At 69.5% G+C, this 12,417-nt stretch carries 8 protein-coding genes; 4 read left to right on the forward strand and 4 right to left on the reverse strand.

Annotated elements, in window-relative coordinates:
* Window positions 1-35: 35 nt before the first annotated feature.
* A complete protein-coding gene (gene uvrA, locus AC5W7N_RS21895) occupies window positions 36-2,963 on the reverse strand; it encodes an excinuclease ABC subunit UvrA (protein ID WP_495922080.1) in 2,928 nt (975 codons plus the stop codon).
* A 199-nt stretch (window positions 2,964-3,162) separates the two neighbouring features.
* On the opposite strand from uvrA, the gene AC5W7N_RS21900 reads away from it, so the two are divergent.
* Complete coding sequence (locus tag AC5W7N_RS21900) at window positions 3,163-3,795, forward strand: response regulator transcription factor (protein WP_163813763.1); 633 nt, start codon at window positions 3,163-3,165, stop codon at window positions 3,793-3,795.
* A 3-nt stretch (window positions 3,796-3,798) separates the two neighbouring features.
* Here AC5W7N_RS21900 and AC5W7N_RS21905 read toward each other — a convergent pair whose 3' ends face one another.
* The gene (locus AC5W7N_RS21905; protein ID WP_194992572.1) at window positions 3,799-4,554 is read right to left on the reverse strand and encodes a sigma 54 modulation/S30EA ribosomal C-terminal domain-containing protein; all 756 of its coding nucleotides are present in this window, start codon (window positions 4,552-4,554) and stop codon (window positions 3,799-3,801) included.
* Between the two features lie 164 nt (window positions 4,555-4,718).
* On the opposite strand from AC5W7N_RS21905, the gene AC5W7N_RS21910 reads away from it, so the two are divergent.
* On the forward strand, window positions 4,719-6,554 hold the full coding sequence (locus tag AC5W7N_RS21910) for a sensor histidine kinase (protein ID WP_495922081.1): 1,836 nt from the start codon (window positions 4,719-4,721) through the stop codon (window positions 6,552-6,554).
* A gap of 21 nt (window positions 6,555-6,575) precedes the next feature.
* Here AC5W7N_RS21910 and AC5W7N_RS21915 read toward each other — a convergent pair whose 3' ends face one another.
* The gene (locus AC5W7N_RS21915; RefSeq protein WP_195007372.1) at window positions 6,576-7,721 is read right to left on the reverse strand and encodes a beta-ketoacyl synthase N-terminal-like domain-containing protein; all 1,146 of its coding nucleotides are present in this window, start codon (window positions 7,719-7,721) and stop codon (window positions 6,576-6,578) included.
* Between the two features lie 207 nt (window positions 7,722-7,928).
* On the opposite strand from AC5W7N_RS21915, the gene AC5W7N_RS21920 reads away from it, so the two are divergent.
* Window positions 7,929-9,281 (forward strand): diguanylate cyclase domain-containing protein, encoded by a 1,353-nt coding sequence (locus tag AC5W7N_RS21920; RefSeq protein WP_163813761.1) that lies wholly within the window; start codon window positions 7,929-7,931, stop codon window positions 9,279-9,281.
* Between the two features lie 165 nt (window positions 9,282-9,446).
* Window positions 9,447-11,771: a HelD family protein gene (locus AC5W7N_RS21925; protein ID WP_495924169.1), complete on the forward strand. Its 2,325-nt coding sequence runs from the start codon at window positions 9,447-9,449 to the stop codon at window positions 11,769-11,771.
* A 53-nt stretch (window positions 11,772-11,824) separates the two neighbouring features.
* Here the strand turns inward: AC5W7N_RS21925 and AC5W7N_RS21930 are convergent, their stop codons facing one another.
* Window positions 11,825-12,277, reverse strand: coding sequence for a universal stress protein (locus tag AC5W7N_RS21930; RefSeq protein WP_014350356.1), 453 nt, complete (start codon window positions 12,275-12,277; stop codon window positions 11,825-11,827).
* Window positions 12,278-12,417 lie beyond the last annotated feature (140 nt).

Consider the following 12,417-nt stretch of genomic DNA (forward strand, 5'->3'; position numbering starts at 1 on the left):
GCGCGGGGCGGCGGCGCACCGCCACCCCGCAGCGGTCAGCCGACCGCAGCCGCTTTCTTCGCCACCCGCTTGGTCGCGCGCTTGGGTTTCGCCGCTGTCGGCGTGGCGGGCTTGTCGAGCACCTCACGCAGGAATTGCCCGGTGTAGCTGTCGGGCACCGCTGCGATGTCTTCCGGTGTGCCCTGGGCGACGACGGTGCCGCCGCCGGAACCGCCCTCGGGACCCATGTCGATCACCCAGTCCGAGGTCTTGATGACGTCGAGGTTGTGCTCGATGACGATCACCGTGTTGCCCTTGTCGACCAGCCCGTTGATGACGCCGAGCAATTTGCGGATGTCCTCGAAATGCAGCCCGGTGGTCGGCTCGTCGAGGATGTAAACCGTGCGCCCGGTGGAGCGTTTCTGTAGTTCGGCGGCCAGCTTCACGCGCTGGGCCTCACCGCCGGAGAGCGTGGGCGCCGGCTGGCCGAGCCGCACGTATCCGAGACCCACGTCGACGAGGGTCTTGAGATAGCGGTGGATCGAGGTGACCGGCTCGAAGAACTCCGCGGCCTCCTCGATCGGCATGTCCAGCACCTCGGCGATGGTCTTGCCCTTGTAGTGCACCTCGAGGGTCTCCCGGTTGTACCTGGCGCCGTGGCACACCTCGCACGGGACATAGACGTCCGGCAGGAAGTTCATCTCGATCTTGAGGGTGCCGTCGCCGGAGCAGGCCTCGCAGCGACCGCCCTTGACGTTGAACGAGAACCGGCCCGGCTGATATCCGCGCACCTTGGCCTCGGTGGTGGCGGCGAACAGGGTGCGGATCTTGTCGAACACACCGGTGTAGGTGGCGGGGTTGGAGCGCGGGGTGCGACCGATGGGCGACTGGTCCACCTGGACCAGCTTGTCCAGATGGTCGAGGCCGTTGACCCGGGTGTGCCGGCCCGGCACCTGGCGCGCCCCGTTGAGCCGGTTGGCCAGCACGGTCGCGAGGATGTCGTTGACCAGGGTGGACTTACCCGAGCCGGACACCCCGGTGACGGCGGTGAGCACGCCGAGCGGGAACGCGACGTCGAGGCCCTTCAGGTTGTGCTCGTTCGCACCCACCACGGTGACCTGGCGCTTCTTGTTCACCGGACGCCGCACCAGCGGCACCTCGATCCGCTCACGACCGGACAGGTAGGCGCCGGTCAGCGAGTTCGGGTCGGTGAGCAGCTCCTGGTACGGGCCGCTGTGCACCACCCGGCCGCCGTGTTCACCGGCCAGCGGGCCGATATCGACCACCCAGTCCGAGGCGCGGATGGTGTCCTCGTCGTGTTCGACCACGATCAGGGTGTTGCCGAGCCTCTTGAGCCTGGTCAGCGTTTCGATGAGCCTGCGGTTGTCGCGCTGATGCAGGCCGATGGACGGCTCGTCGAGCACGTACAGCACACCCACCAGGCCGGAGCCGATCTGGGTGGCCAGCCGGATGCGCTGCGCCTCACCACCGGAGAGGGTGGCCGCGGCGCGGGAGAGCGTCAGGTATTCCAGGCCGACGTCGAGCAGGAAGCCGAGCCGGGCCTGCACCTCCTTGAGCACCTGCCCGGCGATGGCGGCCTCGCGCTCGCCGAGGGTGAGCGCGTTCAGGAACGCCGAGCAGTCACCGATGGACAGATCGCACACCTCGGCGATGGACTTGCGCTCGCCCTCGGCGGCGAGGGTGACGGCGAGAATCTCCGGACGCAGCCGGGCACCGTTGCAGACCGGGCACGGCACATCGCGCATGTACCCGTCGTAGTGCTCCTTCATCTGCTCGGACTCGGTGTTCTCCATGCGCCGCTGCAAGAACGGCATCACGCCTTCGAAATCGGCGTAATAGGAGCGTTTGCGCCCGTACCGATTGGTGTAGGAGACGTGCACCTGATCGGAGCTGCCCTCCAGCACCGCCTTGCGGGCCTTCGCCGGCAGCTCCCGCCAGGGCGTGTCCATGGAGAAACCGATGGCCTCGGCCAGACCCGAGAGCAGCCGGGTGAAGTACTCGGCCGTTTGCCCGCGCGACCAGGGCGCGATCGCGCCATCGGCCAGACTCAGATCGGGATCGGGCACGACCAGTTCCGGATCGACCTCTTTGCGGATGCCGAGGCCGGTGCAGTCCGGGCAGGCGCCGTAGGGCGAGTTGAACGAGAACGAGCGCGGCTCGAGATCCTCGATATCGAGGGGGTGGCCGTTGGGGCAGGCCAGCCGCTCGGAGAAACGGCGCTCGCGGTCGTGAGCGTGTTCGTCGCGGTCGACGAAATCGAGCACCACGATGCCGTCGGCCAGCCGCAGCGCCGTCTCGATGGAATCGGTGAGCCGCTGCTTGGAACCGGGCTTGACGGCCAGGCGGTCGACGACCACCTCGACATCGTGCTTTTCCTGCTTCTTCAGCTTCGGCGGATCGGTGAGCGGATACACCACGCCGTCGACCCGCACTCGCGCGTAGCCCTGGGTGTTGAGCTGGTCGAACAGGTCGACGAACTCGCCCTTGCGGGTGCGCACCACCGGGGCGAGCACCTGGAACTTGATGCCAGGCTCCATCGCGAGCACCTGATCGACGATCTGCTGCGGGGTCTGCTTCTCGATGAGTTCACCGCACACCGGGCAGTGCGGGGTGCCCGCGCGGGCATAGAGCAGACGCAGGTAGTCGTAGACCTCGGTGATGGTGCCGACGGTGGAGCGCGGATTGCGGTTGGTCGATTTCTGGTCGATCGACACCGCGGGCGACAGCCCCTCGATGAAGTCGACATCGGGCTTGTCCATCTGCCCGAGGAACTGGCGCGCGTACGCCGACAGCGACTCCACGTAGCGCCGCTGACCTTCGGCGAAGATGGTGTCGAAGGCCAGGCTCGACTTGCCCGACCCGGACAACCCGGTGAAGACGATCAGGCTGTCGCGGGGCAGGTCGAGATCGACCCCTTTGAGGTTGTGCTCCCGAGCTCCGCGCACGGTGAGGCGTTCCGCCACCAGGTGGGTCCCTTCTCTCTTCGATGTCCCGCGTACCGGGTTCTGGCATGCCGATATGTCCCCGGCGGCCATGCTAGGCCGGACCACCGACAAGTTTTCCCGGGCGAGGGGCGAGGCCCGCCAGATGACTTTCGGCCATCCCCCACGGCCGTTCGGCGAGCTACCTTGACCAGGGTAGACAAACGAACAGGAGTCGGCTGTGCTCGAGGTGTTCCTGGTCGACGATCACGAGATCGTCCGCCGCGGTCTGATCGACCTGCTGGAGAGCGATCCGGATCTCACCGTCGTCGGCCAGGCCGGTGACGTCGCGTCGGCGATGATCGGCATCCGCGCCCTTCGCCCCCGAGTCGCGGTGCTGGACGTGCGATTACCCGACGGCAACGGCATCGAGCTGTGCCGCGATCTGCTGGCCGAGTTCGACGATCTGCGCTGCCTGATCCTCACCTCCTACACCGACGACCAGGCCATGCTCGATGCGATCCTCGCCGGAGCCTCGGGATATGTGGTGAAGAACATCAAGGGCATGGAGCTCGCCGACGCCGTCAAAGAGGTCGGCGCGGGCCGTTCGCTGCTCGATACGCGCGCCGCGGCGGCGCTGAAGACGCGGCTGCGGCGCAGCACCGAGGACGACGGCCCGCTGGCCGGGCTCACCGAGCAGGAACGCAAACTGCTGACCCTGCTCGGTGAGGGGCTCACGAACCGGCAGATCGCCGCGCGCATGTTCCTCGCCGAGAAGACAGTGAAGAACTACGTCTCCCGGCTGCTCGCCAAGCTCGGCGTGGAGCGGCGCACCCAGGCCGCGGTGCTCGCCACCAAGCTCGGCGAGCGGTAGGCGCTAGCGGGCCGGGCGCACCAGGGCCAGGTCGCCGTCGTAGCGGCGGTAGAGCAGATGACCGCGGCCGGTGCGGGCATCGGTATAGAACAGGAACGGCAGGCCACGCCAGCACAGCTGGGTGGCGGCATCGCCCTCGTCCAGCCGCGGGGCGGGTGCGGCGTCCACGGTCAACGCCATCGGCGCGGGTGCGGCGTCGGTGGGCGCGATGCTGTGCTGGCGGATCATGTGCACCCCGTCCGGGTCGATCCAGTGCACCACGGCTTCCTCGCCGGTCGCGGCGTCGGTGAACAGGTGCGCGTCGTAATCCATGGCGTCGAGCACCTCGATCGCCTGCGCCGGGGTGCCCGTGAGCAGGGCGTAGTCCTTGCGCCGGGTGATCGGCCGCTGCTCGGTGACCCGGGCCAGCGGCGGCCGGGCCGGATCCGGCCAGACCCGCGGGACCGGATCGGCGCCGAGCCGGGCGATCTGGCGGTCCAGCCGTTCGGCGGCGAAGGTGACCGCGAAACCGCGTGGGCCGGGCACCTGCACCCGGGTGCGGGTATCGCGGGAATGGATATTGGCCTGCACGACCGTCGGCTGATCGGCGTCGGCCGGTGCGGTGACGCGCACGTGCGCGGCCGCGTCGAGATGATGACGGCGCAGTACCCGCCCGATCGCCCGCACCGCACGGGTCACGTCGGCCGGCGGTACCGCGCCACGGGTGGTGACCGCGAGGTCCGGCTCGGTCGCGGTGTCCCACAGCTCCAGCGAATTCATAGGAAACCCCTGCTTTCTATTCTCGCCGTGCGGATATGCCACCATCACGCGGAGATCACGAACAGGGCCGAAAGTCCCCGATCGCGCCATAGCATTGGTTACGACGCCGCATCGGACCGCCGCTGGGGGACGGGCCGCCTCGCGCGCAGACGACAAGGAAGCCGATGGCCGAGCAGACCGGAGCCCACCGCCGCGGGTCCTCGGCCGCCGACTCCCGGCCGGCTCGCCACACCGCTGCCGGGGCGGAACCGACCGCCGCACCGACTCACCGGGCCCCGAAGGAACGCATCGGCCCGCCCGCCGTGCGCGGCGCCCTCTACCAGCAGCGGTTGCGTGAACTGCTGGCCGAGGTCAGCGATCGGGTCGAGGTGTCGGCCGATTCCCGCGGCCGGATGGACGGGCTGATCGAAGCCATGCTGACGGTCACCTCCGGGCTGGATCTCGACGACACGCTGAGTGCGATCGTGCGGACCGCGACCACCCTCATCGACGCCCGCTACGGCGCGCTGGGGGTGCGCGAGCACAGCGGCAAGCTCTTCCAGTTCGTCGCCGAGGGCATCGACGACGCGACCAGGGCCAGGATCGGCGCCCTCCCCGCGGGCCACGGCGTGCTCGGGGCGGTCTTCGCCCAGCCCACGCCGCTGCGGCTCGACGATCTGACCGGCCATCCGGCCTCGGTCGGATTCCCGGCGCACCACCCGCCGATGCGCAGCTTCCTCGGCGTGCCCGTCCGGATCCGCGACGAGGTCTTCGGCAGCCTCTACCTGTGCGAGAAGTCCGGCGGACAACCGTTCACGGCCGAGGACGAGGTCCTGGTGCAGGCGCTGGCCGCGGCGGCAGGCATCGCGATCGACAATGCGCGCCTATACGAGTCGGCACGCACCCGGCAGGAATGGATCGAAGCCACCCGTGATGTCGCCACCGAATTCCTGGCCGTGGGCACACCGGGCAAGGCTTTGGAACGGGTCGTCGATCATGCGCGGGCGCTGACCGGCTCGCAGCTGTGTTTCCTGGCCGCGGCCGGTCCGGGCGACGTCAGCGAGTTGCTGATCACCCACTGGTCCGGCCCCGACGCGCGCCGGGCCGGGCATCCGATTCCGCTGACCGGCACTGCCGTCGGTGAGGCGTTCGACCGCCGCACCCCGCTGCGCTTCGACGACGCCGGGCAGGTGACGCTCGGCATCACCCTGCCCTCCCCCGGGCCCGCGCTGATCCTGCCGCTGTGCACCCCGGACGCCACTCACGGCACGCTGGTCACCGTGCGCCGCGCCGGCTCGGCGCCGTATTCCGACGAGCTGGTCGAGCTCACCGCCGCGTTCACCGATCAGGCGGCACTGGCGATGCAACTGGCCGACGCGCAACGACGGATGCGTGAGGTCGACATCCTGGCCGACCGCGATCGCATCGCCCGCGACCTGCACGATCATGTGATCCAGCGGCTGTTCGCGATCGGGCTGACCTTGCAGGGTGCGGTGCCGCGGGCGACGGTGCCCGAGGTCCGCGACCGGCTCTCACGAGTGATCAACGATCTACAGGAGGTCGTGCAGGAGATCCGCACCTCGATCTTCGATCTGCACGGTGGCGCCGACAGCGCGCGGCTGCAGCAACGCATCGAACACGCCATCCGGCAGCAGACCGCCGATACCGAGATCCGCGCCACCGTGCAGTTCTCCGGACCGCTGTCGGTGCTCGAACCCGAGCTGGCCGATCATGCCGAGGCGGTGGTGCGGGAGGCGGTGAGCAATGCGGTGCGCCATTCCGGCGGCGACACCGTCACCGTCGACATCGGGGTGTCCGACGATCTGACCATCGTGGTCACCGACAACGGTTGGGGCGTGCCGAATCACGTCATCCGCAGCGGGCTGCGCAACCTCGAGCAGCGCGCCGAGGAGGCCGCGGGCCGGTTCACCGTCACCGCCGCGGTGGCCAGGCACTCGCGCGCCGAGAGCGCGGACGCACTGCCGGGGACCCGGCTCTGCTGGACGGCTCCCCTGCCGTGACCGCCGATCCGTCGCGGCGGCTCACTCCGGCGGTGCCAGCACCACCACCGCGTTGTTGCCGCCCATCCCCAGCGACAGTTTCGCCGTGATCGCGCCCGCGCTCGCCACCGGCCCGTCCAGCAACCGCGGATGGGGTGACGCGACGATCGGCGCGGCGGGCACGAGCGAGCGTTCGAAGCCCATGGCCGCGGCGGCGATCTCCACCGCGGCCGCCGCACCCTGGCAGTGGCCGGTCAGCGGCTTGAGGGCGTAGATGGCGGGCCGGTCGTCGAAGACCTCGGCCAGCAGCGCCCGTTCGGCGTCGTCGCACTGGCGGGTGCCGGTGCCGTGGGCATTGAAATAGGCCACCTGATCCGCCGATACGCCTGCCGCGCGGAGCGCCCGGCGCGCGCATTCGATGATCTGGCCGTGCCCCGGATCCACCGACACCACGTGATAGCCGTCGTTGGTCATCGCACCGCCGAGCACCCGGGCATACGGGCGCGACGCCGAGCGGCTGAGCACGAAACCCACCGACGCCTCCCCCATGCTGAAACCACGGCTCCCCTCTTGGAACGGGCGGCAGGCCTGCAGCGGTTCGGCATCGGTGACGGCGGCGCCGAGCCGAACGAAATGCTCCACCATCTCCGGTGTCGCCGACAGGTCGCTCACCACGCACACCACGTCGTCGGCCTGGCCGCTGTCGAGCCACAGCTTCGCGGTGAGCAATCCGGCATTGCCGGAACTGCACGCCGCGGACACGTTCATCGCCGGACCGTGGAAACCGAACTCCTGCATCACCACCGAGATCGGCGTGGAGGGCAGCAGCGGAAGATACCCGCGGGAACGCCGGTGGCCGTCGTCGACGGTGTAGAAGTCACGCCAGTTGGCCACGTCGCCGAGCACGATCGCGTGCAGCAGGCCCACCGTGCGGCCCGGCCGCCAGCCACGGGCGCGCGCGTCCTCGATGGCCTCGCGCGCCGCCGCGTGCACGGCGCGCCCATATCGGCTGCCGCTCACCCGCGGATCGCCGCCCGACGGGACCAGCGACACCCATGCCGGCTCATCGCGTCCCACGCCGTAACCGGGCTGCACGCCGGCCGCCGACTTGCCGCTCAGCAGTCCGCGCCACAGCGCCTCGCGCCCCCATCCGTACCCGGTGACAGCGCCGACACCGGCAATGGACATATGATGATCAGGTTCGGACATGGCATCGCTCCTCGGCCCGATCTCCTCCGGCCACTCGCGCCGGCCCGCCGTCGTGAAGAACCGGTTCTGTCATGATCACCGGATCGAGCCCGGGCGCAGTACCCGACACACGGCAATCGCGTCGATCATGTGAACGGCGCACATGTCGGATCCAGAATAATCCCGTGCTCCAATGACCAGCTATCGGTGGACGATCGGGGGTTCGAGGTGGGAGAGGACAGGCTCAGCGCCGCCGAGCAGCTGGCGCAGCGGTACCGGTCTCTGGTCGAACACACTCCGGACGGTATCTGCGTGCACGAACGCGGCATCATCGTCTACGTCAACCCGGCTACGGTGCGCATGCTGGCCGCGTCGGGCCCGGAAGATCTGGTCGGACGCCCGCTGGTGCAGTTCGTGCACCCGGATTCGGTGCCCGGCATGCTCGACCGCATCTCCCGGCTCACCCGGGCGGGCGCGGCCTCCACCCCCGCCGAGATGACATTGCTACGGCTGGACGGCACGCAGGTGCCGGTGGAGACCGTCTCGGTGCTCACCGTCTGGCACGACCAGGCCGCCTACCAGGTCGTCATCCACGATCTGAGCGCCCAGCGCGCCGCCGAGGCCGCCCAGCGCCGCGCCGAACAGCACTTCACCACGGTGGTGTCCCAGCTCGAGGAGGGCGTGGCGGTCATCGACCGGGACGGCCGGATCGAATCGGTCAATCCGGCCGCGCGACGCATCTTCGGCATCGAGGACGCCGGTGACCTGGCCGGGGTGAGCATCGCCGAGCTGCCGCTGACGCTGCTGGACACCAACGCCCAGCCGATGTCCACCGCCCGGCATCCGGTCGCGCGCACCCTTGCCACCGGCGAGACCATCACCGGCTATGTCTTCGGCGTCGACCGCTCCGACGGGCAACGGCGCTGGCTGTCGGGGTCGAGCAGGCTGCTCAATCCCGGCGATCCGGATTCCTCGGCGGTGTCCTCGTTCGCCGATATCACCGAATACCGGGCCAGCAGGCGGCACCTGGAATATCAGGCCACCCACGATTCGCTGACCGGGCTGGCCAACCGGTCGCTGATCCTGTCGCAACTCGCGGGCGCGCTGGCCGCCAGCGAAGATCTGCCGGTGTCGGTGGTGATGTTCATCGACCTGGACGGATTCAAGGCGATCAACGACTCCCTCGGCCACGCCATCGGTGACACGGTGCTGCAGATCGTGGCGCAGCGTTTGCAGCGGGCGCTGCGCGCCGACGACATCGTCGGCAGGCTCGGCGGCGACGAATTCCTGGTGCTGCTGTCCGGGCGCACCCGGCAGGCCGATCTGGACGCGCTGATCCTGCGGTTGCAGCGGACGATGGCCGAACCGATCGTCGCGCGTGGGCATCGCATCGAGGTCAACGCCTCGATCGGGGTCACCGCGCTGCGCCCGGGCGACCGGCGCACCCCCGAAGCGGTGCTGCACGACGCGGACGTGGCGATGTACCGCGCCAAGCCGGCCGGGCATCGCGAGGGCCTGATCGGGCCCGCCCGCAGGCCGAACAACACCCACGCATCCTGAGCGCGGCGGCGACCACGCCGAACGCGCAGTAGACTGGACGATTCCGTTTTCCGATCGTCCGCGCCTTCCACCACCGCTGTCGTCTGCCTGCCCCACTGGTGCCAGTCACCGGGTGACAAGGAGTTCGTTTTGCCCGACCGCCTCACTCAGGATCACCGCTCCCCGATCCCGGACACCGAGACCACCACCGCATCGAGCACCGGCACCGATATCGATCGGGAACAGGCCCATCTGAACGTCCTCTACGACCGCCTCGACGGCATGCGCAAGTACGCCACCGAACGGCTGCGCACCGTCCTGCTGGAGACCGGCGGCACCCCACAGGCACGCAGCGAACGCGAATCGTTCACCCAGCTCTACACCGAGGACTTGGCCAAATACGATGCCGCCGAACACGGCCTGTGCTTCGGCCGCATCGATCTCGACGGCGACGGCACCGAGGACGGTGAGCCCGAGGCCGAGCGCCGCTACATCGGCCGCCTCGGCATCCTCGACGAGCACAACGACTACGAGACCCTGCTGCTGGACTGGCGCGCCCCGCTGGCCCGGCCGTTCTACCTGGCCACCACCGCCGCGCCGGACGGCGTGCTGCGCCGGCGTCACATCCGTTCCCGCAATCGCAGGGTCACCGCGATCAACGACGAATACCTGGATCTGGAGGCGGCCGAACGCGCCGGCGTCACCGAGGACGACGGCGGCGTCGGCAGTGAGAGCGCCCTGCTGTCGGCGTTGAACGCCGCCCGCACGGGCCATATGAACGACATCGTCGAGACGATCCAGAGCGAGCAGGACGCGATCATCCGCGCCGAGCACAAGAGCGTGCTGGTGGTGCAGGGCGGGCCGGGCACCGGCAAGACCGCGGTCGCGCTGCATCGCGCCGCCTACCTGCTCTACACCTACCGGCAGCAGCTGGCCAAGGCCGGTGTGCTGATCATCGGGCCGAACGCGACCTTCCTCGATTACATCGGCCAGGTGTTGCCCTCGCTCGGTGAGACCGGCGTGCTGCTGTCGACCATCGGCGACCTGTATCCCGGCGTGAAGGCCACCCGGGAGGATTCCTTGCGGGCCGGTGAGATCAAGGGTTCGCTGAGCATTCTGGAGGTGCTCAAGCAGGCGGTGCGGGACCGGCAGGAGGTGCCGCAGGAGCCGATCGCGCTGAGCTTCGACGGCTATCCGCTGACGCTCAACCGCAAGATCGTCACCAAGGCCAGGGGCCGGGCCCGCTCCTCGCGGCGGCCGCACAATCTGGCCCGCCCGATCTTCGCGTCCTCGGTGATCGACGCGCTCACCGAACAGCTGGCCGCGACCATGGGCGCCGACCCCGTCGACAGTGCGCGCAGCCTGCTCAGCAGCACCGATCTGGCCGAGATCGCCGACGAGATGCGCTCGGATCCGCAGATCCAGCGTGCCATCGGCGCACTGTGGCCGATCCTGACCCCGCAGCAGGTGCTGGCCGATCTGCTGGCCGATCCGGCCCGCCTGGACCGGGCCGCGAGTTCGCTGGACCCGGCCGACCGCGCCGAACTGTTGCGCCAGGACACCGGCGCATTCAGCGCCGCCGACGCTCCGCTGCTGGACGAGCTGGCCGAACTGCTCGGCATCGATGACGCCGAGGAACGCGAACGCGCCCGCCGCCGCTGGCGCGCCCAGCTGGCCGAGGCCCAGGACGCGCTCGACATCCTCACCGGTTCCGCACCGCAGGATCTCGAGGACGAACTCGATCCCGAGATCCTCATGGCCTACGACCTGATCGATGCCGGGCAGCTGGCCGAACGCCAGCAGGTGCGCACCCGCCAGACCACCGCCGAACGCGCGGCGGGCGACCGCACCTGGACCTACGGCCACGTCATCGTCGACGAAGCACAGGAGCTGTCGGAGATGGCGTGGCGGATGGTGATGCGCCGCATCCCGAACCGCTGGATGACCGTGGTCGGCGATGTCGCCCAGACCGGTGACCCGGCGGGCGCCTCCACCTGGCAGACGGTGCTGGAACCGTATGTGGCCACACGGTGGAAGCTCACCGAACTCACCGTCAACTACCGCACGCCCGCCGAGATCATGGACGTGGCCGCGCAGGTGCTGACCGCCATCGATGCGAAGGCCCGCGCACCACGCTCGGTCCGCGAGTCCGGGCATCCGCCGCAGGCGCATCGGTGCGACGAGCCTGCCTTCGGCACCGAATTGGCGCGGCTGCTCGCGGCCGAGCAGGGGCCGGGCACCACGGCGGTGATCGTGCCGCACGCGCTGGCCGGCGAACTGGCCGGACTTGCGGCGGAATCGGTGCGCGTGCTGACGGTGCACGAGGTGAAGGGCCTGGAATTCGACGCGGTGTATCTGGTGGCGCCGGAGCGGATCATCGGTGAGTCGCCGCGCGGGCTCAACGATCTGTACGTCGCGCTGACCCGCGCGACCCAGCGGCTGACGGTGCTGCACAGCACCGATCTGCCCGAGGTGCTGAGCTCGCTCCAGGCGCGCCCGGCCATGGCATAGGGCCACACGCAGGCGTGGTCGCCGCCGGTGCGGCGGCGACGACGCTGCTGGTGTCAGCGAACGGTGTGCACGATGAGGACGTCCGAGCGCGATTTGCGCGCGACGTCCGAGGGCACCGAGCCGAGCAGGCGCCCGGTCAGGGTGTTGAGGCCGCGGTTACCGACGACGAGCAGATCGGCCTGGGTCTCCTTGACCAGGTCGAGCAGCGATTCGACCGGCTCGCCGACGATGGCGCGCTCGACGATCTCCTTGGCGCCCGCGGCGGTGGCCCGGTCGCGGGCGGTGCGCAGGATCTCGTTGGTCGGCGCGGAACCGCGCACCTGGTAGGCCTCGTCCTTGAGCACATCGGCGGCCGCGGCGACCTCACGGTCGTCGGTCGGGTAGTAGGCGCAGGCCACGATCAGGGTCGAGCCTGCGGCCCCGGCCAGTGCGGCGGCCTTGTCGACGGCGACATACGACGAGTCCGAGCCATCGGTACCGACGACAATGGTCCGGTAGGCGGTCATCTCTCCTCCAACTGTGCGGGTCGGACGCCTGCGTCAGGTTTTTCGTCCCGGCGTGTCGGGGCTTCGGCGCGGCGACTGGGTCGACCATAGCGGCAATACGCCCGGAATTATCAGAATTCGCAACACATCACATTCGGAGT

Source organism: Nocardia sp. CDC519 (assembly GCF_059509835.1).

Bases quoted from the DNA above. Each gene is read 5' to 3' on its own strand.
- AC5W7N_RS21910 (WP_495922081.1), top strand. From the start codon at position 4,719: ATGGCCGAGCAGACCGGAGCCCACCGCCGCGGGTCCTCGGCCGCCGAC.
- AC5W7N_RS21930 (WP_014350356.1), bottom strand. From the start codon at position 12,277: ATGACCGCCTACCGGACCATTGTCGTCGGTACCGATGGCTCGGACTCG.
- AC5W7N_RS21915 (WP_195007372.1), bottom strand. From the start codon at position 7,721: ATGTCCATTGCCGGTGTCGGCGCTGTCACCGGGTACGGATGGGGGCGC.
- AC5W7N_RS21905 (WP_194992572.1), bottom strand. From the start codon at position 4,554: ATGAATTCGCTGGAGCTGTGGGACACCGCGACCGAGCCGGACCTCGCG.